This is a genomic window from Fusibacter sp. 3D3, assembly GCF_001748365.1.
GTDB lineage: Bacteria > Bacillota > Clostridia > Peptostreptococcales > Acidaminobacteraceae > Fusibacter_A.
The window spans coordinates 12526-34675 of the sequence record NZ_BDHH01000006.1; the positions used below are offsets into that span (position 1 = coordinate 12526).

A 22150-nucleotide genomic window follows, 5' to 3' on the forward strand; every position below is an offset into this window, starting at 1 on the left:
GTTAAGCTAAATGGCTAAGGTATTAATGAAAGGTAATGAGGCAATTGGAGCTGCTGCAATTAAAGCGGGCTGTAAATATTTCTTCGGATATCCAATTACACCTCAAAATGAATTACCAGAGTATATGTCAAGAGAAATGCCAAAAGTAGGCGGTGTTTTCTTACAAGCTGAAAGTGAAGTGGCTGCAATTAATATGGTATACGGCGCAGCGGGTGCTGGTGCTCGTGTGATGACATCTTCGTCTTCACCTGGTATTGCACTCAAGCAAGAAGGTATTACGTATATAGCAGGCGCTGAACTTCCCTGTGTTATCGTCAATATTGTACGTGGTGGTCCTGGCCTTGGCGGTATTCAACCCGCTCAGTCTGACTATAACCAAGTAACACGTGGTGGTGGTAATGGCGATTATAAATTATTGGTTTATGCACCCGCAAATCTACAGGAAATGGTAGATTTAATGCAAGAGGCGTTTGATGCAGCGGATTATTACAGAAACCCCGTTATGATGGTGGGCGATGGCATGATCGGTCAAATGATGGAGCCAATCGAATTCAAAGAGAGCAAATCTAGATTTGAGTTACCCAATAAAGATTGGTCAACAGTGGGTACAAAAGGGGCTAGAAAGCCAAATATCATTAATTCACTTGCACTGGATCCCGCAGAACTTGAAAAACACAATCATAAACTTCAAGCAAAATATGATTTAATGAAAGCAAATGAAGTCAAATACGAAACTTACAATATGGAAAATGCAGAAGTTGTAATCGTTGCCTACGGCACAACTTCAAGAATTGTAAGAAACGCCATTATAGATTTAAAAGAGCAAGGTGTCCATGTGGGTCTTATTAGACCGATCACATTATGGCCTTTCCCAGAAAAAGCATTTGATGAAGTGCCAGCAGATTGTAAGTCGTTATTGTCTGTTGAAATGTCAATGGGTCAAATGGTAGATGATATTAAAATTGCCTCTAATGGCAGATGGCCAGTGAGCTTCTATGGCAGATGTGGTGGTATGATTCCAACGCCAGAAGCTGTAATGGACAAAGTTAAAGAATTAGTTGGAGGTGCAAAATAATGTCAGTTGTATTTCAAAAAACTAAAGGATTAACAGATAAGCAAACACATTATTGCCCAGGTTGTACTCATGGCATCATTCATAGATTGGTAGCAGAAGTTTTAGAGGAATTAGATGTATTAGGCGAAACAATCGGCGTGGCACCCGTTGGCTGTTCAGTTCTTGCGTACGAATATTTTAATTGTGATATGCAAGAGGCTTCTCATGGTAGAGCACCAGCTGTTGCAACTGGAATCAAAAGAGTTCATCCGGATAAAGTGGTATTCACATACCAAGGAGATGGGGACTTAGCTTCAATCGGTACTGCTGAGATCGTTCATGTGGCACATAGAGGTGAAAAAATTACGACTATTTTTGTAAATAATGCGATTTATGGTATGACTGGTGGTCAAATGGCACCGACGACTTTAATCGGTCAAAAAGCGACAACTGCACCGCTTGGAAGAACTGTAGAACATTCTGGAATGCCTTTACGCGTATCCGAGATGTTATCTACAATTCATGGTGCTGCATTTGTTGAAAGGGTTTCTGTTGACTCACCTGCGAATATCAGAAAAGCAAAAAAAGCCATTAAAGAAGCATTTGAGTGTCAATTAGCTGGGAAAGGATTCTCAATCGTTGAAGTTTTGTCAACATGCCCAACAAACTGGGGATTTACACCAATAGACGCGCTAAAATGGTTACAAGACAATTTGATCCCTTACTATCCATTAGGCAACTTCAGAAGACCAGAGGAGGTAAAATAGAGATGTTAAATGAAAAAGTTATTTGCGCTGGTTTTGGTGGACAAGGTGTTATGCTTATAGGTCAGTTGATTTCATATGCAGGCATGCTTGAAGGCAAAGAAGTTTCTTGGTTACCTTCATATGGTCCAGAAATGCGCGGTGGAACAGCGAACTGTAGTGTTATGGTTTCTGAAAGAACAATCGGATCACCTGTTATAACAAATGATGCAACAACTGCAATTGTAATGAATTTACCTTCTTTGGATAAATTTGAAAACGATATTGCAGCAAAGGGCAATATTTTAATTAACAGTTCACTGATTGAGAAAAAAGCGACAAGATCAGATATTGTTGCATATTATGTGCCTGCAAACGAGATTGCGGGTGAGCTTGGCAATTCAAGAGTCGCTAACATGGTTATGTTAGGTGCTTATCTTGAACTTACTAAAACAGTGGAAGTTGACTCTGTTATGAAAGCGCTTAATAAGATCTTTGGCGAAGGTAAAGCGCATTTACTTGATGTCAATAGAGCAGCGCTTGAAAAGGGTGCAAAAGCAATAAAAGCTTAAAATATGATTTTAAGTTTTAAATGACAATATTAATCCCCCAGCTATGCTGGGGAGAATAGAGTAAACAGAAGTGTTACGTCGATTATAATAAAGCCTCCTATGTTACAATGATAATGGTGTCGTAAGCCATATCAAAACATAGGAGGCGGTCCCAATGGACAATTCAAGTTTATCACACTGTAAGTGGAAATGCCAATACCACATAGTTTTTATACCTAAGTATAGAAGAAAGGTGATGTTCGGACAAACAAAGGCAGATATAAGAGAAATATTGAAGAAGTTATGTGAATATAAAAAAGTAGAAATAATAGAAGGAGCAGTATGTTCAGACCATGTGCATCTATGTGTTAGTATCCCGCCTAAGCTATCTGTATCAGAGTTTGTGGGATACCTAAAAGGTAAAAGTGCGCTCATGATATTTGATAAACATTCAGAGCATGGAAGCAAATGGGATAGGAAATTTTGGGCAAGAGGCTACTATGTATCAACAGTAGGAAACATTACAGAAGAAGCCATAAAACGTTATATTCAAGAACAACAAGAGGAAGCAAAAATTGAAGAAACAAAAAGAAGATAGCCTCTTTTAGAGGCTGTTGGTAGTAAAGCTTGCGACACCCGCCTTTAAGGCGTGCAAGTAAACAGCCCTTATAGGGCTAATTTCAAACCACCACTTGAAGTGGTGGTTGATGACTAGACTAGATCAACAACAAGCTTCAAATGAAGCAGTATACAATCTAGTCTATCCATAGAACATAGGGTAATATCAAATTAGGGTTGTTTATAAAGTCACCATTTGCACTGCACCCATTGGGCAATAGGAAATACATTTCCCACATCCGATACAATCTTCAGCACTCACCGAAGGCGCTGAAAACATACTCCCTTTTACCGCATTTACGGGGCATACTCTCTTAACAGGACAAAATGGAGAACGATCACATCTGCCTTGATCTATTACAGCTACTTTTTTGCTCATTTCATTCACCTCTCAATGGATTTCTTACTCATTATACCCCCACCCAATCGGGGCGTCAATTGAGATTGCGCATTCCATCTGTTAACAATTTGTAAATCCATATCAAAGCGTATCCTCAGTCCGATTCGCTAGCTTTGTAAACCTTGCAATTCTATCGAATCCCCAAGGGTTATACTCTAAAAAAGCGCCTCAAAATGAAAAAAATCATTTTAAAGCGCAATCTTATGACGTCTTTATTTGAAATTATTTGTTTTGCATTTGAGCTTGCAACGCTGTCAATGCAACTGTTCCAACGATATCATCAGCAAAACAGCCTCTTGATAAATCGTTTACTGGCATTGAGAGCCCCTGAATTACAGGACCATAAGCATTTGCTTTAGCAAGTCTTTGAACAAGTTTATAACCAATATTACCCGCATCAAGATCAGGGAAAATGATGACATTAGCTCGACCTGCTACTGTTGAATCCGGTGCTTTTTTCTTGCCAATTGCCGCATCAATTGACGCATCAAATTGTAATTCACCATCTAAACTTATTTCTGGTGCTAATGCCTTTGCAATTTTAGTCGCTTCAATTACTTTATCCACATCAGGATGCTTAGCAGATCCTTTTGAAGAAAATGATAAAATACTCACATGAGGCTCTGCATGAACTAAAGCTTTAAAAGTATTTGCAGAACTAATTGCGATGTGTGCGAGTTCTTCTGCATTTGGATTTGGATTTAAAGCACAGTCACTAAAGATGAAAATGCCATCTTCACCATACTCACAATCAGGAACTTCCATGATAAATGCACCAGATGCCAGTTTAATACCTGGAGCTGTTTTTAAAATTTGAAGTGCAGGTCTTAAAACATCGCCAGTTGCATTTGCAGCACCAGCAACCATACCACCTGCATAACCCATTTTTACAAGCATTACACCAAGGTAAAGTACATTAGTCGTCAAGATTTCTCTCGCTTGATCTTCAGTCATGCCTTTGCTTTTTCTAAGCTCTGAAAGCTTAATCGCCAATTTGTCCATATCTTTAAAAGTTTTAGGATTGATAAACTCAGCACCATCCACATTCCACTCGCCTGCTGACGCCTTTATTTCTGCCTCATCGCCGATTAAAATAATCTTCGCAATCCCTTTTTCTAAAACTTTATGAGTTGCTTCTATGGTTCTTGGGTCAAACGCTTCTGGTAACACAATCGTTTGAACATCGCTTTTAGCGATTTCTACTATCTTATCTAAAAATGCCATTTTCAATACTCCTTAAATTTATTTATAGCTTTATTATATGACAATTAGATTTTGTATACAAGATACACGGGACAATTTTTGTCTTTTATTTTCTATTTTTCATCTAAATATTGATACACATTCATGGGAATTCTATCAATCATTTCAGTATTGATATAATATAAAATGAAATTGCCTTGCCTTATTTTTCTAACAAGACATGCTTGATTTAAAATTTTTAACTGCTTGGAGATACCGGCTTCACTGATTGCCAATTTTTCTGCAAGTGCTTGAGTACTCCAAGGTTTTTCATAAAGACATTTAAGCATTTTAAGCCGCGTTTTATCGCCTAATGCTTTTATGAGTATGACTAAATCATCATGAACCTCATCATTCATATGTTCCATTTTCGCTCTAATGGTTAAGCTTAAAAAATCTGCTTCATAACCCACTAATAGATGTGGATCAATAAAAGTACTAATGCCAATTTCGACTCTTTTAATGGATTCATAATTAAAATCGAATGTCTTAAATTTATAAAGCCGCAAATGCGTGGCGGTCGCTTCAATCCTCGGATGCAAAAGTTCCAAATACTTTAGAAAATCCATTGATTCACTTAATTTTTTATGCGCCTTAAGCGTGCCAATCATAAAGGCCTCAGTTTCTATTTGAACCTCTTGAAAATGTAAATAGAAATATGTTTTGAGTGCGGATATAAAATCATCTTTATAATTTTCCACATCCAGCATGAACTCTATTTGTTCTTGGTTCAGAGTGTCCATATGACATTTCTTAAGGACTAAAATTTTTCGAATATCAGAGAGGGATACGGTTCGATTTAACATGAGATGAGCAAATTCTAGATTTGGAATAGCCTCCAGTTTCCGAATACCACTCACGACATTAAAATCATTATAAGCTTCATCAAGATATCTAAATTCCATAGCGCCCATCCAACCATCCGTAACGATATCGAAATAAGCCAAACGGTTATAGAGGCTCGGACTCATTTTTTGTTTGGTTTCTACAGCCCACTTCTGTCTTGCTTTGTGATGATCCGCATGAAATAAGACATGCAGACTGCATAACATTTCAAAATAGGGTGCATATACAAAATCTATTGCCCAATCTCCATAATGCGTTCTTGATATTTTCATCATTAACTCCTAAAATAATGCCATATCACCTGTGATAGCATTGTGTTTTTCGCCCCATTTTAATATAAAAACAGTCGCCACAAACATTATAGTACAAATGAATATACAAGTATAGAACAGCGAACTGACTTCCAATAAACTGCGCCCTAAAAACACAACTTCCCTCAATAATCTGATCACATATGTGAGTGGAAATGCTAAGCCAATACCTTTCGCCCATAGTGGAAAGAGCTCCACTGGAATCTTAACACCTGCAAAGAGTTCCATGGGTTCTTCAAGTACCGTGAAAAGCATCCCCGAGTCTCGAGTAAACAAGAACAGTGCATTTAAAAGCATCCCCCAAAGAATAGACATTAAAACCATCATTATAAGTGCCAATACTAAAACAGGGACATTCATAAGCGGCACATGATTAAAAAGGACATAAATACCGGTCATGAACAGAACGAACATCCACACATTAATCAATAGGGATGCAATGGCATTCCCTAAAATCACCGCAATTCGATTTGCTGGAGATAAATAAATGAGCTCCAAAGTTCCATAAATACGCTCTGATGAAAATTCCCATGCCGATTGAACAAAAGATCTGAAAAATACCATTGCAAAATAGCCAATCATAAGATAGGTCATAATGCTTTCATCGTTAAGATAACTTACTTTTTCTGTTATTGCCTCAAATGCGAAAGGCTTAAATTGAAAATAAGCCGCTGCAAATGCAAGCACTGGCCAAATCAGCATTGAGAATACGACCCAAATATTGTGAATTTTATTTTTAAATTGTTTCCTAGCCTCTGCTCTGACGACTTTCATAAATCGCTTCATATGCTCACCCGCCTAGAGATCTCTATGATGGTATCTTCAAGTTTTGGTGCTTCCACATAGAGTTTTGATAGCGGCAATTTTTCTGAATGAATTAACTTTACAAGTGACTCAGTCAGTTCATTCTTTGATTCAAAGCGCATTATATGCGCATGAGTTTGCTCATGAATAACCGCCTTTTCATCAAGTGCAAATTTTTGAATAGTTGCTTCAATTGCAGGATTTATTTCTGCAAGTTCTAGAACCGTAATTTTTGTTTCAAAAGTACTTTCTGAGAGCGTCTTTGCAGTGCCTTCAAGAATGACTTCACCATGATCCAAAATATAAATATAATCGCACAATTCTTCGACTTCATGGATATAGTGAGAGGTTAAAAGAATCCCCTTTTGCTCTTCCACAGCAAGCTTTTTGATATAAGCCCTTATTTCCTTTGCAATGGGGGCATCAAGACCTAAAGTCGGCTCATCCATAAACAAGTAATCGGGATTATTAATAAGACCTCTTGCGATTTGAAGCCTCTGTTTCATCCCTTTCGAATAGCGCTCAACAGGCACATCTTGTTTTTCATTAAGACCTACAAGTGTTATCAAGCGATCAATCCGCGCTTTTAAAACTTTATCGGGAATACCATACAATTGACCGTAGTACCAAAGATTCTCTCTCCCGGTGAGTCTCCAATAGATCATGCGCTCTCCACCAGCAATCATATTGACCTTTTGCTTGATCTTCAAGGGATTTTCGTTAATTTCTACGCCATCAATAAAGATCTCTCCTGAGGTTGATTTAATAAGCGTTGAAAGCATTTTAATCGTCGTTGTTTTCCCAGCACCATTTATGCCCAAAAGCCCGATAATTTGACCTTGCTCAAGTCTTAGGTTGATGCCTTTTACAGCCTCGACGATATCCTTTTCTCTTTTAAAGAGGCCTTTCTTCACTTTTGTATGATATGTTTTCTTTAAATTAATCGCTTCAATCATTTCTACACCTACCCGAATATTTTTTCAAGCGCTATGCGCTCTATTTTTCTAATTGCACTATAACCCACTATAAAATAGCCTGTACCCAGTAAAAAGAGTCTTACATAAGTTGTGTATAAGCTCTCTATGGAAACACCATTCATCACTGCAGCTCTGAGTGCAAAGATGCTGTCTCGCACTGGCAAACAAGCGCCAATTATATTTAAACTTTGTGGTAAATACTCAACTGGAAAGATCACACCACTGACTAAAAATATAAATAAAAATAGTGTGTTTTGAGAAATATACGTATCTCTTGTGTAGAGCATCACCGCCCCTAAACAAAGCGATAATCCAAAATAAGCATAAAGTGTAATCACTAGACTCACCACAAACGTGACACCATTTATAGATGACAGTGATAATCCAAAGATAAAACAGAAAATCATGGATAGAAACACTTCTCCAAGTGAGGTAATCATTTGTTGCAGCATATTGCCTATAAAATACCCAAGTCGACTAAAAGGTGCCAGCATCAAACTTTCAAGTGTGCCTTGTCTAAGCTCTGTTACAAGGCTGCGGCTCACATTAAGTAAGGTTCTCACCACTAAAGCGTATGCCAAGCTGCCAATAATCACATAAGTCATATAATCCGTTGTACCGGTGTACACTTCAAACGATTCTTTTAAATGCCCCTGAAAAAGGAGATGGTACATAAAAAAAGCCCCAAGCACGGTATAAAAAACCGTCAAAACATTTCCAATAAAAAAGTGCATAGGATAGGCTCTTAACTGAGTAATCCAGTCCCTAATAAATGTTGCTTTAATACTTTTGATAAACATGTGTCTCCTTCATTGATGCGCGCATCTGATTAACTAATCAGTTAATCAAACAGTGTTATTCCTTAAGGTAAATGCATTATAGAGATCTAAAGGGTAAATGTCAAGTTTATCTGATCACTTTAAAAAAATTTAATTTGCATATGATTATGGCAACAGCTTTATATATAATGATGGAATAATACATAATACAGCGATGATCATTATGGTAATTGGATTTTTAAGTATATTTTTTCATGTTGTCCTTAAAAAATGCATTTAAAAAACCAAGTCCATACGGACTTGGTTCATCTATTTAAAATTCTATAATTTTTCTTTAGCCACAGAAACTAATTTAGCGAAATCTTCAGGGTTGTGAATTGCCATTTCTGACAACATTTTTCTGTTGATATCAAGATTTGCTTTTTTAAGACCATTCATAAATTTAGAATAACTTAAACCATTGATTCTTGATGCTGCATTGATTCTAGCGATCCATAATTTTCTGAAATCTCTTTTTCTTAATTTTCTACCAACATATGCTGATCTTAAAGATCTCATAACTGCTGGATTTGCTGCTTTAAATACTAAGCTTTTTTGGCCGTAAAAACCTTTAGCTAATTTAAGAATTTTCTTATGTTTTTTTCTTGCGTTCATTGCTCTTTTAACTCTAGCCATTTCTTTAAACCTCCTTTTTCTTTCTTCTTCCTATAAATAAGGTAATAATGTTCTTACTCTTTTCATATCTGATTCACTAACAGTAGTAGATTGTCTTAAACTTCTTTTTCTTTTAGAAGATTTTTTTGTTAAGATATGGCTTGTAAAAGCTTTACTTCTTTTTAATTTGCCACTTCCAGTTTTTTTAACTCTTTTAGCAGCGCCTCTATGTGTTTTCATCTTTGGCATTGTAAAGTCCTCCTTCCAAATTTATATGAATTTATTTTTTAGGTGCAAGAGTTGCAACTAAACTTCTACCTTCAATCCTTGCTGGGGCTTCTGGAGCTCCAACTTCATCAATTTCCGCGACAAATTTGTTAAATACTTCATATCCTAATTGAGTATAACCCATCTCACGGCCTTTGAATCTTAATGAAACCTTGACTTTGTCACCCTTTTCTAAGAATTTGATAGCATTTTTTGCTTTTGTTTCCAAATCATGTTTTTCGATATTTAGGCTCAAACGAACTTCTTTCATACTAACGCTTTTTTGTTTTTTACGTGCTTCTTTATTACGTTTTTGTTGTTCGTATCGATGCTTACCGAAATCCATAATCCTACAAACAGGCGGATTTGCATTTGGTGCAATTTTTACAAGATCAAGTTTCTTCTCTTGTGCAATTGCCAATGCATCCTTCGTAAGCATAACGCCAAGTTGTTCGCCATCATCTCCAATAACTCTTATTTCACGGTCACGAATTTCTTCATTAATATCAGCTGTTTTGATAAGATACACCTCCTAGTTCTACTCTTAAATCACAAGATCTCTGTGATTTTATAATTGACAGTGTTATGGTCCATCAGATTTTTGTTTTGTCTGACCCGTCCTCGTCTAACCGCAAAGCGCAGATTGAAAATTCCTGCTTTTTGTTGGACGAAGACTAACGATTTTAAAAATAAAATAACGGCGGATAGAATATCCGCCGTTAGCAACTTTTTAAGTCTATAGAATGAAACACTCTATATGAAAAGATACTATTTACCATATGAACACTGCGTTATATGGTGAGAAGCGGGCTTCTACTTGGTTGTTTTATGACCTTAATCACTATACCATGTTGGTTAAAATGTGTCAAGAGTTTTATGATTTTTCACAAGTTTTTTGTGCTTATAGTTAGGGTGTCAAAAGCCAGTTTCGCATGAACCCTCTAACCTATGCTGTATCACGACCTTTCCGCAAGTACATCATAGGGTAAAAATTTACTCAACTTTTGACTCTTGATACTCTACTCATTATTGGTCTGCTTCACTTGCCTTTTCAAAAGCAGTTGTTAAAGAACGCAATTTAATTTCTGCGCTCACTTTATCCACAAAGCTTTGAATTTCCATGCTTCCAAGCTCACCTATATCTCTTGAACGAACAGATACGCCTTTGTTTTCAATGTCCTTGTCCCCTAAGATCAACATGTAAGGATTTTTTTCAAGTTGCGCTTCTCTAATCTTGTAGCCAACTTTCTCTGCACGCTCATCAATTGAGACACGAATACCGGCAGCAGACAAATACGCTTTAACTTCTTCAGCATACGGAACATGTCTATCTGCTATTGGCAAGATTTTTACTTGAACTGGTGCAAGCCAAGTTGGAAATTTTCCTGCAAATTCTTCTATTAAGATACCGAGGAAACGTTCGATACTACCAAAAGCAACCCTGTGAATAACAATCGGTTGATGTTTTTCACCGTCTTTACCAATATAAGAAAGTTCAAACCTTTGAGGTAATTGCATGTCAAGTTGAATTGTGCCACATTGCCATGTTCTGCCCAGACAATCTCTTAAATGGAAGTCGATTTTAGGACCATAAAAAGCACCATCGCCTTCATTCAATTTATATGCCAGATTAAGTTCTTCAAGGGCCTCTCTCAATGAAGTCTCAGCATGTGCCCACTCTTCATCAGTCCCCATAGATTTTTCTGGTCTTGTGGAAAGTTCCACGTGGTACGAGAAACCAAAAGCTTTGTAAACCTCATCAATCAAGTTACAAACCCCTTTTATTTCATCTTTAATCTGCTCAGGTAACATGAAGATATGTGCATCATCTTGAGTGAAAGCTCTTACTCTCATGAGACCATGTAATGCCCCTGATAATTCATGTCTATGAACTCTGCCGATTTCTCCCACTCTCATTGGAAAATCTTTATATGATCTAAGGTCTGTCTTGTAAACCAACATGCCACCAGGACAGTTCATTGGTTTAATCGCATAATCCTCTTCATCAATTAAAAGTGAATACATATTGTCTTTATAATGGAACCAGTGCCCTGAAGTCTCCCACAATTTTCTGTTGAGAATAATAGGGGTTTCCACTTCAACGTAGTTTGCCTTGTCATGCACTTCACGCCAGTATTCTAACAGTTTATTTTTCACAACCATGCCATTTGGTAAGAAGAATGGAAATCCCGGACCTTCTTCCATAAGTGCAAACAATTTGAGTTCTTTGCCTAACTTTCTATGATCTCTCTTTTTCGCTTCTTCGAGCATAGTCACATATTCTTCTAATAAAGATGCCTTGGGAAAAGAAGTCCCGTAAATTCTTTGAAGCATTTTATTTTTCTCATCGCCTCGCCAATAAGCACCTGCTAAACTTAACAGTTTGATACTTTTTATTTCTTTAGTGCTCATCACATGACAACCCGCACATAAATCTACAAAATCACCTTGTTCATAAAAAGAGATAATTTCATCTTCTGGAAGATCGTTGATGAGTTCAACTTTATAGGACTCTCCTTTACCTTTCATGAACTCAATGGCTTCACTTCTTGAAAGTTCAAACCTTCTCAGTTTTAAATCTTCCTTGATAATATTTTTCATTTCTGCTTCAATTTTTTCAAGGTCTTCAGGTACAAATTTATGATCTGTATCAAAATCATAGTAAAAACCATTTTCAATTGCCGGTCCTATCGCAAGTTTTGTTCCAGGAAACAGACGTTTAACAGCTTGTGCCAAAACGTGCGAACTTGTATGTCTAAATGCATGGGCACCTTCTGTATCTTCAAATTTAAAAATACTGAGTTCAGAATCTTCACTTATTTCGAAACTCAAATCTACGGTATGACCATTCACCGATCCTACAACTGCTTCTTTTGCTAGGCGACCTGAAATTTGTTTTGCGACTTCATACACAGATATGCCCTTTTCAACTTCACGCACTGAGCCATCTTTTAAAGTTAATTTGATCATTGACATTTTCTATTCCTCCATTCTTTTTTGGTTGTTCAACTTTTGGATTTTGACACTCAACCCTATCATGAACTAATGATTTTAATAAAAAAACTCCCGTGCCTAGCAATAATGCTAGGGACGAGAGATTCACGCGGTTCCACCCTAATTGTCACGATTAATCAATCTAATGATTCTACCATGCCACTTAATAACTTTTAACGCGGTTAAACGCTTGATTTTTCATATTGATCTAAAATCAATCCTACTGTTCAAGAGCTAGAAGGGAGTTTTCATTTTAAAAAAGTTCTAAATTGTATTTCAGCCGTGTACAATTCTCTCTAAAGTTTTTTTAAAATTAATGACCTTCATCATTGCTTGATATTAAAATTATTCTACTCTGATTTCTACGCTTTGTCAATAAGTGTGTCTTCTATTCACTAACAATCATTATGTTCATAAAAAGTCTTTTTATTTTAAAATGAAGAGTACCACAATGCCTTGAAAAATCCCAATGAAAAAACCAATAATACCGCCCAAAACTTCTATGGATTTTAACTCTGTTTTAGCAATTTTAAGCGTCATTTCTTCCAGTTTTTCAAAATCATATGCATTGAGCTTGTCTTCGACGATCTTAGCAACATCCACACTCTCAATGACCTTATGACTTAATTTCTCAGTCATTTCAATAATCATTTGCTCGCCATTTTGATCAATTATTTCACCAATACTAGCAAGAATACTTTTTTTGAACATAGAGGGAATAATAGACGGCATCTTTTCTTCAGCAATGGTTAAAACCTTTTCTTTAACAAGAGCTACAATTTGTGCCTTGTCGGTATTTTCTATAACATGATCCAAAATTTGCTCTATTGAGATCAATTCTTGATCTACTATTTCACCAATTGATTTTGAAATTTCTGCTTTCCGCTTTGGAATTAAACCTTGGATTTTAAAAGGTGTAAGCGGAATTTTGATGGGATTAATAGGTCTAAAGAGTAATTTTATAGCGATTACATTGGTCATCCAACCAATGACGCCACCAATCATAGCTAAAATTAGCAGTTTTAATAACATTTTACGACACCTTGCTTTCTCGTTTATGTTGGTTTATTGTTTTAATTATTTGAGTATAGCACATTCGAATTTTGGAATCACTAAAATTAAATTAACCCAAGGGAAGAAATAGATGAGATTTCTTCTGAAATCAGTGGAAGTACAAACTTCCGCTACGAGCAAGCCGATAGGCTTGTGCGAGGGTTACGATGGTAGCGAAGCGGACTGAGTATTTCTCTTGATCCGTTAGGAATCAAATATGAATATAGACCCACAGTCGTTGAGTTGTTCCTCATGAAGTTCTATGATATCTGTGCCCTGTTCTTTAATAAAATTTAGAATTTCAAGCTGATTTGAATGATGCTTCAAGCTTCCATTCAGAAATAAGCTTTTGTTATAAAATCCACCCGTGCCACCAATAAAACCATATTCAAAACCTTCAAGCAAAATATCTCCCTTAGGTATTAGCAAGGTTTCAATATTCGCAGCTGTAAAAGCCCGATATAGATTGAGATCTTCAGTGATAACTGCATTTTGACCAACTCCTAAAGTAGAGCACTTAACATATCCTTGCTTTACGGAAATCATCGAAAAACCACTCGCTTTATATAGGGCTATGATTTTAGGATCCGCTTGAGCATGATAAAAAAAATAATTTCCTATCGCTAAACAATTATAAGCAATATCCTTCGGATACTGTGGAGAGAGTTCCGCTTCACCTTTATAAATTTGTGATGCACAAACGCCAATAGATAAGAGTTTATGGTTCATTGCATCAAAAATACTAGGTTCAATCACAAGCCCCTTCGGGGTCATGTGAATGCCCATATCAGCATGTCTTCTCAAGGGATATAAAACGGTTTGAATTTCTGGCATTTCAATAAAAAAAACTTGTTCTTGAAAATGGGGTGCCAGCATTGAATGTACCTTCTGAGGTGCAATTACAACAATCACTTGATCTCACCAACTCACTTGATTTTGAGGGATTACATCTAAAAGAACAGTACTAAGATTACATAGTACTGTTCCTCATAAATTGACTTTGGCTTATCTTCAGTTTGAATTCTTATATAAATTTTCAAGTTCAACTTTGTCAAAATGATAAACATGATTACAAAAATGGCACTTTAATTCCGCTTGTCCGTCTTCATCTAACAAGTCTTTAAGTTCAACTTTTCCAAGACTGATAAGTGCCTTTTCCATCTTATCTCTTGTGCAGTCACATTTTAAGTTTAGTGGATATTCCTCAAGATCATCGAGGCCCAATCCTGCAAAAATCTGTCCTGCAATTTGATGAATCGTCAAGCCTTCCTCAAATAATTGAGTTACTGACTTTAGACCGCTTAAGTTTGCTTCAAGTTGTTCAATCGTTGAATCTGCGGTCTCAGGTAATAATTGAACGATAAAGCCGCCCGCATTTTTCACATGCCCTTCAAAACTCAGCGCAACCCCTAAGCCAACAGCAGAGGGTTGTTGTTCGGATTTCGCAAAATAATGTGCAATATCTTCTGCAATTTCACCAGAGACCATTTCACTTTGAGCAATATAAGGGTCTTTCATACCAAAATCTTTAATGACAATCAGTCCACCCTCTTTCCCGATAGACTCAGCTACTGCTAACTTGCCATCTTCCGTAAATCTATTTTCCGCATGTGGATGTGAAATATAGCCTTTTACATTACCATGAATATCTGCAACGGCAATAATCAACTTAATATCATTACTGCCTTTGACTTGGAGGGTCAATTTTTCTTTCTCTATTTTACTCATCATGCCCATCATTGCTGCTGCCGTGATTGTTCTACCCAGTGCAGAAGTAGAGATTGGCGACAGATCATGAATCGCTCTGGCCTGCTCAACCATCTCTGTTGTTTCTGCCACATAGATTCTGACTTCACGATTATTGGACATCCCTGTTATTAAATGATCCATATTATCCTCCCTGTTTTATATCATTTCACTACACCTATTTTAGGATTCTTTCTTTCGGCATATAAAACATACCCTCTGAGATAAATTATTTATAGCTTCAAAAGTATCCCCATCTAAAATTTCAAGGATTTCAAAATAGGGCTCACAGAGCAATTGAATTTCTTCCGTACGATATGCTCTTTGCATATGAAACTCCTCATGTCGTTCATAAAGCATACCCACTCGGTTAAAAAGTGTCAATTCAAATTCAAGCAAGCAAGCTTCTGAATCATAATGATTCTCCCATATATATGCCGTCTCATCGAAGGTTTCTGCAAAGGTTTGGTCCCCAATCACTTTCGATAATTTATGGTGTGAACTGATATCAAAAATAAAAATACCGGCTTCATTCAAATGTTGACTCACCGCTAAAAAAGTTTCACTCAAATCCTTATTTTCTACGATATAATTAATGCCATCACACATAGAAAATACAAAATCATACTGTTTTTTAGTCTGAAAAGAGATCATATCTTGACATAAAAATCTAATTTTCTGATTGTTCTGATTTGCTTTTTGGTGAGCAATAGCAAGCATTTCATCCGAGATATCAAGCCCATCCATAAAAAAACCCATCTTGCTGAATTCAATTGCAAGTGTTCCCGTACCACACGCAAGTTCAAGTCCTGTTCTAGGATTCGATTTAAACTGCCTTATTTTTTTTATCAACTGATCTGCCCAAAACGTATAATCAACATCATATTGCATAAGGTCATAAACCGTTGCAAAAGCACTATAGCTTGACATTATCCAACTCCTTTGACATATGCTAAATAAATAATATAACCATACGCAATTACCGCACCTAGTACAGGCAGCATTTTTAGGATATTTAAACGAAGGGGCCGCTTATCCCAGAGCTTGTATTCAGAAGAAATGCCCACATTCTTAAGACGCACTGTATCTGTCGTTAAAAGCTTTTCTGATACCATCTCTTTAATAACCAACTGCTCATCTATTTTTTCCAATATTTCATATGCTTTTTCATTGACCGAAATACGGTCGCCAACTTCAAACGCCGCATAATCTTGTTTTAAACTTCTCAACAAGTTTCTGATGAGCAGTGCAAAACCAATAGCAAGAATACCATAAAATACAGTAACAATCAATAGGGTCCCCGTAGATTCAAAAAGTTGATCGCTCTGCGAAATTACATCCATATCCCCGCTTGAGAGGTTTACTAAAAAGCCCATGGAAACCGCAATCCCATTATTTGTTGCGTGTGCAATAACACCTGCAAATATCGACCCTGTCATTTGAACCAAATAGGAAAACATGATGCCAAGTACAAGTGGTCCAAAAAAATTTTGTGGATTAAAGTGAAATATTGCAAATAATAACCCACTAAATAACGCACCCCATTTTCTCCCAAGCTCTGTTTCATAAGCATCTAATACCATCCCTCTGAAAAAGCCCTCTTCACAAATACCTGCCGTAATGGAGATAATAAACATCAATCCAAGGTATTGGACGCCCGTCTCAGCTGTGGGAATATTAAATACAATCGCGTCACTAAAGATTTCTATGATGAGTATGGTTATTAAATTGACCACCGCTATTGTGGGCAAGAGCAAAATAGCGATCCCCATAATTTTAAGGGCTTGTTTAAAGGGTACTTTTTTGAGTCTAAAGATAGCTTTAAAATCTTTTTTAGTAATCAGTGTGTACAATAAAATAGGGGCCAAAACAATTCCATATTCTGTAATTAACAAACCCGATAAAACATCCTTGCTTTGTACATATGCGCCAACTGTTAAAAAAACACCTGCTAAAATAAAAAAAATCACATTTGCTTCTAGTATATTATAATGTCGTGATCTCAAGTTTTGGTTTTCCATGAATACTCCATTCTTAGTTAGAGTGTCAAAAGTCAAAAGTTGAGCAACCCTCTACCCTATGATGTCGTTTACGAGAAGTACGCGATACAGCATCGGGTAGAGGATTATGCAAAACTGACTTTTGACACTCTAACCTTATCATTATCGATTTTCGTTATAGTACCTGATCAATTTGATGTACGATGTGATCCCATTCAACAACACATCCTCATCAAAATTAAATTTTGAACTGTGAAGTGGATAAACATGGCCTTTGTCCTCACTATAGGTGCCAACAAAATAAAACAAACCCGGAACAGCCTCTTGATAAAAAGCAAAATCTTCGCTAATCATTTGTTCTTCTAATAAGAGACACCGATCTTCCCCTTGTATTCTGACGAATTGCTCGAATAATCTAGCATCGTTGATCACCGGTGGATATAAATCCCTTATCTCCATTTTAAAATCCATATTATAGGCTATTTTATAGCCTTCTAACAATTCTAGAATTCTCTTTTTTACAGTCTCATAGACTTCTTTATCAAAGGCTCTAAGGGTACCTTCCAAACGTGCTGATCCCGAGATTACATTTCTTCTTTCGCCCGATTCTAACCTACCAATTGTAAGCACACTGGATTTAATAGGCGAAATATTTCGAGAGACGATTGATTGCAGAGCATTTATGAGTTGTGCTGCAATTACAACAGCATCAATCCCTTGGTGCGGCTGTGCACCGTGGGCGCTCTTTGTTATAATATCAATATCCAATTCTCCAGTCATAGCCATCATGGCGCCACTCTTAAGACCTAATTTACCTTCGGGTACCGCAGGATACAAGTGGATCCCATAGATTTCATCAACTTGATATTTTTCCAAATAGCCGCCTTTAACAATCGGTTCTGCACCTCCTGGCCCCTCTTCAGCGGGTTGAAAAATCAATAAAATATTATCTAAAATTTCACTTGGATTAGCGCTAATCCACTTTGCAAATCCCAACATCATGGCCATATGTCCGTCATGTCCGCACGCGTGCATATAGCCTTTGTGTTCTGATTTGGCCTCACACGAACTCTCCTCTGTTACGGAAAGACCATCTATATCCGTTCTAAAAGCAATTGTTTTCTTAGGGTCACTGCCTTTAATATAAGCCAGAATGCCTGTTCCAATAACAATTTCAAAGTCAATATTGAGTGATTTTAGAACCATTTGAAGGTATTTTGTCGTCTTGACTTCTTCAAAACCCGCTTCTGGAATTTTATGTAGATCTCTTCTGAATTTTATGACTTCTGATGCCAATTGACCTAGCTGCATTTTTTCACCTCATCATTTTATTTTAAGCAAAATTAGGACAAAGCAATTTTGCAAATTCTATTTTTGCTGTTGACGCGAGATAGACGTAATGTTAGTATATATATAATTATTTTGCAAAGTCTAGTTTTTTCAATGTTTTCGCATCATTTATGATGAAAAACTTTTTTTCCCGTCGTCATTATATTTTATAATATATACGACCAGTATTCAATAGGGGGTGTATCCATGAAGAAGATTAATTTAGCTGTTGTTGGTGCCACAGGCATGGTGGGCCGAACATTTCTGAAAGTACTTGAAGAAAGAGATTTTCCGTATGAAAATTTATTTTGCTTCTCGTCAAAGAGATCAGCTGGAACAACGGTTACGGTAAAAGGAAAAGAATATGTCGTTCAAGAATTGACAGAATCCTCTTTTGACCAAGATATTGATATTGCACTTTTTTCTGCTGGTGGCGATATCAGTTTGAAATTTGCACCAATTGCAGCCAGTAAGGGGGTCATCGTCATTGACAATTCAAGTGCATGGCGTATGGACCCAGAAGTACCACTTGTTGTGCCCGAAGTCAATCCAGAAGCACTTAAGAACCACAAAAACATTATCGCAAATCCAAATTGTTCAACGATTCAAGCAGTGGTTGCCTTAAAACCATTATATGATCAATACGGCATCAAGCGTATTGTGTATTCAACATACCAAGCGGTTTCAGGCTCTGGTGTTAAAGGTATGACGGATCTTGAAGAGGGCTTAAAAGGCAATGATCTTATGAGTTGCTATGCACATCCTATTGCTCAAAATTGCTTGCCACATATTGATGTCTTTTTAGAAAACGGCTACACTAAGGAAGAAATGAAGATGATCAATGAAACTAAGAAAATTTTAGGGGATGATTCTCTTAAAATAACCGCCACTGCTGTGAGAGTTCCTGTTTTTTTCAGTCACAGCGAATCTATCAATGTAGAACTTTCTAAGCCTTTCGAAATTGCAGATGTATTTGAACTTATGAAAAACGCTGAGGGTCTCATCTTACAAGATGATGTTGCAAATAATGTTTATCCACTTGCTAAATCAGCTGCTGACACTGATCCCGTCTATATCGGGCGAATTCGTAGAGATGAAAGTATCGATAATGGCTTGAATCTTTGGGTCGTAGCTGATAATATAAGAAAAGGAGCAGCAACAAACACCATTCAGATTGCTGAGACTCTTATAAAAATGATGTAGAGGTATGTATTTATGGAATTATTTATTGGGTCTGGTGTTGCTATTATTACGCCTTTAAATGGCCAAGGTATCGATTTTGAAGCCTTCAAAAGACTTATCGAATGGCATATCCAAAATAATACCGATGCAATCATTGTTACTGGCACTACCGGAGAAGCCGCAACTCTATCGGATGATGAAAAAAAAGCACTTTATGAATTTACAGTAAAAACAGTGGCAGGAAGGGTTCCTGTTATTGCGGGTACCGGTTCAAACAATACTCAAAAGGCAATTCAGCTTAGTATTATGGCTGAAAAAACAGGTGTCCAAGGCCTTCTCGTTGTATCCCCTTATTACAACAAAGGCACTGCAAAAGGTATGATTGCTCACTTTGAAGCAATTGCAGATGCAGTAAACATCCCGATTATTGTCTATAATGTCCCTTCTAGGACGACTGTAAATTTAGCACCAAGTACGATTAAAGCGCTTTCTGCACATCAAAATATTGTGGGCATAAAAGAAGCAAGCGCTGATATTTCTCAAATTACTGAACTGGCAAGCCTTTTACCAGAAAATTTTGCGCTCTATGCAGGTAACGACGATCACATCGTGCCGATTCTCTCACTTGGAGGAAAAGGTGTTATCTCAACTGTCGCAAATATCTTACCAAGAGAAACACATGATTTGGTTATGGCCTATATGTCAGGCGATTTAAAACGCGCCCTTGAAATTCAGTTTAAGATTAATCCGCTTGTGAGATCACTTTTCATCGAAACAAATCCGATTCCAGTAAAAGCAGCTCTAAACCTAATGGGTATGAACGCAGGCCTTCTGAGATTACCTTTAACGGAAATCGAAGAAGAACATAAAAAACATCTCATATCAATTTTAAATACGTATCATTTACTTTAAAATGATCAAAAGATTATTCGAGACAGGGGCAGTTTCTCTGTCTCTTTTTATGTGCTGTTGGTTCACCTATTATTTTAGAAAAATGATAACAATGATTGATTAAAATCGGTTATACTATTTTTAACCGTTATTTACGAAGGAGGTCATTCAGATTCGAATTCTTTTAACTGGCGCAAATGGCGCCATGGGCCACAATGTAATTGAGGTATTAGAAAATCATAATACCTTGAAAGTAGTTGCAGGTATCGATCGACATTCTGTGGCTACTTCCCCGTTTCCTATATTTGAAACGATTGAAGCTTGTGATGTCACCGTAGACTGTATTATCGATTTTTCACACTACTCTGTGGTACCAAGCTTAATTCAATATGCTACCCAGCATAAAACACCTATTGTCATCTGTACGACTGGATTAACGGCCGAAACTGAGGAACTCATAGCACAAGCGTCTAAAGTGATTCCCGTTTTCAGATCTGGCAATATGTCATTAGGCATTAACTTGCTAATTGCACTTGCAAAAAAAGCGGCAACGCTCTTAGAAGCTGATTTTGATATCGAAATCATAGAAAAGCATCACAATAAAAAAGTAGATGCCCCAAGTGGCACTGCTAAAATGATTGCTGAGGGCATTAATGATGCCTTAAAGTCACCCAAGACGCTACTTTATGGCCGTCACGGCAATGAAACCAAGCGCTCTGAAAGCGAAATGACTCTTCATGCCGTTAGAGGGGGCTCTATTGTAGGGGATCACGATGTCCTATTTGCCGGCATTGATGAAGTCATCACGATTTCACATAGTGCACAAAGCAAAAAAGTATTTGCTAAAGGTGCCGTAAATGCGGCTCTTTTTTTAGAATCACAAGCACCTGGTTTATACGATATGACTCATATTTTTGGTAACTTATAATAAATGATGATGAGAAAGGATATATAATGACACAATATGATATGACAAACCCTTATGAAATCGCCAAATTCATAAAGGATTCCAAAAAAATAACACCTGTAAAGGCATATATTAAAGGGAACCTCAATACCGTTGATTTTCCTGTCAAGATTTTCGGAGATTCTAATTTGCACGTTATTTTTGGTGAGCACACGGATGTGGTTGCATTAATCGAAGCCAACAAAGCAAGTATTGAATTTTACGAGCTCGAAAATGACCGCAGAAATTCTGCAATTCCAATGCTTGATATCAAAGCTGTAAATGCTAGAATTGAACCCGGTGCCATCATTAGAGATCGTGTTAAAATTGGCGATCAAGCTGTTATCATGATGGGCGCCGTTATCAATATCGGCAGTGAGATTGGAAGTGGTACTATGATCGACATGAATGCAGTACTCGGTGCGCGTGCAACTATTGGTGCAAACTGCCATGTGGGCGCAGGTGCTGTTATTGCGGGTGTTTTAGAACCCCCTAGTGCAACGCCTGTCATCATAGAAGACGATGTGCTCATCGGTGCTAATGCAGTCGTTCTTGAGGGCGTTAGGATTGGAAAAGGCGCTGTTGTGGCTGCGGGTTCGATCGTAACGAAAGACGTCGCGGCAGGAATGGTTGTTGCAGGATCCCCGGCAAGAGTCGTTAAAGCGAAAGATGCAGCTACTGAAGAAAAAACTCAGCTACTGGAGGATCTTCGAAAGTAGTGCATAAAATAACCAAGAGCTATGTTAATAACTTATTGGAGGGG

Annotated in this window: 24 protein-coding genes; 8 read left to right on the forward strand and 16 right to left on the reverse strand. The window is 37.2% G+C overall.

All coding sequences use genetic code 11. From position 1 onward, the window contains the following. Nucleotides 1-10: 10 nt before the first annotated feature. From F3D3_RS08500 to tnpA, 4 genes are all read left to right on the forward strand, one after another. Complete coding sequence (locus F3D3_RS08500) at nt 11-1075, forward strand: 3-methyl-2-oxobutanoate dehydrogenase subunit VorB (protein ID WP_069872996.1); 1065 nt, start codon at nt 11-13, stop codon at nt 1073-1075. Further along, entirely contained in the window at nt 1075-1821 is a 747-nt protein-coding gene (locus tag F3D3_RS08505; RefSeq protein ID WP_069872998.1) for a thiamine pyrophosphate-dependent enzyme, read from the forward strand. Before F3D3_RS08500 ends, F3D3_RS08505 begins: the two co-directional genes overlap by 1 nt. A 2-nt stretch (nt 1822-1823) precedes the next feature. Next, nucleotides 1824-2369: a 2-oxoacid:acceptor oxidoreductase family protein gene (locus tag F3D3_RS08510; RefSeq protein ID WP_069873000.1), complete on the forward strand. Its 546-nt coding sequence runs from the start codon at nt 1824-1826 to the stop codon at nt 2367-2369. A 154-nt stretch (nt 2370-2523) separates the two neighbouring features. Then, nucleotides 2524-2946: an IS200/IS605 family transposase gene (tnpA, locus tag F3D3_RS08515; protein ID WP_069871175.1), complete on the forward strand. Its 423-nt coding sequence runs from the start codon at nt 2524-2526 to the stop codon at nt 2944-2946. Nucleotides 2947-3147: 201 nt separating this feature from the next. On the opposite strand, the gene F3D3_RS08520 is transcribed toward tnpA, so the two are convergent. The 16 genes from F3D3_RS08520 to F3D3_RS08595 form a co-directional block, all read right to left on the reverse strand. After that, nucleotides 3148-3345: an ATP-binding protein gene (locus tag F3D3_RS08520; protein WP_069873002.1), complete on the reverse strand. Its 198-nt coding sequence runs from the start codon at nt 3343-3345 to the stop codon at nt 3148-3150. A gap of 243 nt (nt 3346-3588) precedes the next feature. Beyond that, a complete protein-coding gene (pta, locus tag F3D3_RS08525; protein ID WP_069873004.1) occupies nt 3589-4590 on the reverse strand; it encodes a phosphate acetyltransferase in 1002 nt (333 codons plus the stop codon). 92 nt (nt 4591-4682) lie between these two features. Beyond that, nucleotides 4683-5726: a helix-turn-helix transcriptional regulator gene (locus F3D3_RS08530; RefSeq protein WP_069873006.1), complete on the reverse strand. Its 1044-nt coding sequence runs from the start codon at nt 5724-5726 to the stop codon at nt 4683-4685. Nucleotides 5727-5735: 9 nt separating this feature from the next. Further along, nucleotides 5736-6551, reverse strand: a complete 816-nt coding sequence (locus F3D3_RS08535; RefSeq protein WP_069873008.1) for an ABC transporter permease — start codon at nt 6549-6551, stop codon at nt 5736-5738. Beyond that, entirely contained in the window at nt 6548-7525 is a 978-nt protein-coding gene (locus tag F3D3_RS08540) for an ABC transporter ATP-binding protein (protein ID WP_069873010.1), read from the reverse strand. Before F3D3_RS08540 ends, F3D3_RS08535 begins: the two co-directional genes overlap by 4 nt. 8 nt (nt 7526-7533) lie before the next feature. Continuing rightward, entirely contained in the window at nt 7534-8346 is an 813-nt protein-coding gene (locus F3D3_RS08545) for an ABC transporter permease (protein WP_069873012.1), read from the reverse strand. A 300-nt stretch (nt 8347-8646) separates the two neighbouring features. Then, nucleotides 8647-9000, reverse strand: a complete 354-nt coding sequence (gene rplT / locus F3D3_RS08550) for a 50S ribosomal protein L20 (RefSeq protein WP_069873014.1) — start codon at nt 8998-9000, stop codon at nt 8647-8649. 30 nt (nt 9001-9030) lie between these two features. Next, on the reverse strand, nt 9031-9228 hold the full coding sequence (gene rpmI, locus F3D3_RS08555; protein WP_069873016.1) for a 50S ribosomal protein L35: 198 nt from the start codon (nt 9226-9228) through the stop codon (nt 9031-9033). A 31-nt stretch (nt 9229-9259) separates the two neighbouring features. Further along, nucleotides 9260-9775 carry a translation initiation factor IF-3 gene (gene infC, locus F3D3_RS08560; protein ID WP_069873018.1) on the reverse strand — a complete coding sequence of 172 codons (516 nt, stop codon included), beginning with the start codon at nt 9773-9775 and terminating at the stop codon, nt 9260-9262. A 497-nt stretch (nt 9776-10272) separates the two neighbouring features. Then, entirely contained in the window at nt 10273-12216 is a 1944-nt protein-coding gene (gene thrS, locus F3D3_RS08565) for a threonine--tRNA ligase (RefSeq protein WP_069873327.1), read from the reverse strand. Nucleotides 12217-12666: 450 nt separating this feature from the next. Beyond that, nucleotides 12667-13272 carry a DUF445 domain-containing protein gene (locus F3D3_RS08570; protein WP_069873020.1) on the reverse strand — a complete coding sequence of 202 codons (606 nt, stop codon included), beginning with the start codon at nt 13270-13272 and terminating at the stop codon, nt 12667-12669. Between the two features lie 225 nt (nt 13273-13497). After that, nucleotides 13498-14205 carry a DUF6873 family GME fold protein gene (locus F3D3_RS08575; RefSeq protein WP_139132054.1) on the reverse strand — a complete coding sequence of 236 codons (708 nt, stop codon included), beginning with the start codon at nt 14203-14205 and terminating at the stop codon, nt 13498-13500. A gap of 99 nt (nt 14206-14304) precedes the next feature. After that, nucleotides 14305-15183, reverse strand: a complete 879-nt coding sequence (gene hslO, locus F3D3_RS08580; RefSeq protein ID WP_069873024.1) for an Hsp33 family molecular chaperone HslO — start codon at nt 15181-15183, stop codon at nt 14305-14307. Nucleotides 15184-15222: 39 nt separating this feature from the next. Beyond that, nucleotides 15223-15969, reverse strand: coding sequence for a class I SAM-dependent methyltransferase (locus F3D3_RS08585; RefSeq protein WP_069873025.1), 747 nt, complete (start codon nt 15967-15969; stop codon nt 15223-15225). Further along, a complete protein-coding gene (locus F3D3_RS08590; protein ID WP_069873027.1) occupies nt 15969-17060 on the reverse strand; it encodes a type II CAAX endopeptidase family protein in 1092 nt (363 codons plus the stop codon). Before F3D3_RS08590 ends, F3D3_RS08585 begins: the two co-directional genes overlap by 1 nt. Before the next feature lie 141 nt (nt 17061-17201). Next, the gene (locus F3D3_RS08595) at nt 17202-18350 is read right to left on the reverse strand and encodes a M20 family metallopeptidase (protein ID WP_069873029.1); all 1149 of its coding nucleotides are present in this window, start codon (nt 18348-18350) and stop codon (nt 17202-17204) included. 225 nt (nt 18351-18575) lie between these two features. Here F3D3_RS08595 and F3D3_RS08600 point away from each other — a divergent pair, with 225 nt between their 5' ends. The 4 genes from F3D3_RS08600 (at nt 18576) to dapD (ending at nt 22106) form a co-directional block, all read left to right on the forward strand. Then, complete coding sequence (locus F3D3_RS08600) at nt 18576-19571, forward strand: aspartate-semialdehyde dehydrogenase (protein WP_069873031.1); 996 nt, start codon at nt 18576-18578, stop codon at nt 19569-19571. A 12-nt stretch (nt 19572-19583) separates the two neighbouring features. Beyond that, nucleotides 19584-20462: a 4-hydroxy-tetrahydrodipicolinate synthase gene (dapA, locus tag F3D3_RS08605; protein WP_069873033.1), complete on the forward strand. Its 879-nt coding sequence runs from the start codon at nt 19584-19586 to the stop codon at nt 20460-20462. A 157-nt stretch (nt 20463-20619) separates the two neighbouring features. Beyond that, a complete protein-coding gene (dapB, locus tag F3D3_RS08610) occupies nt 20620-21369 on the forward strand; it encodes a 4-hydroxy-tetrahydrodipicolinate reductase (protein ID WP_306455941.1) in 750 nt (249 codons plus the stop codon). Nucleotides 21370-21395: 26 nt separating this feature from the next. Beyond that, nucleotides 21396-22106 carry a 2,3,4,5-tetrahydropyridine-2,6-dicarboxylate N-acetyltransferase gene (dapD, locus tag F3D3_RS08615; RefSeq protein ID WP_069873037.1) on the forward strand — a complete coding sequence of 237 codons (711 nt, stop codon included), beginning with the start codon at nt 21396-21398 and terminating at the stop codon, nt 22104-22106. Nucleotides 22107-22150 lie beyond the last annotated feature (44 nt).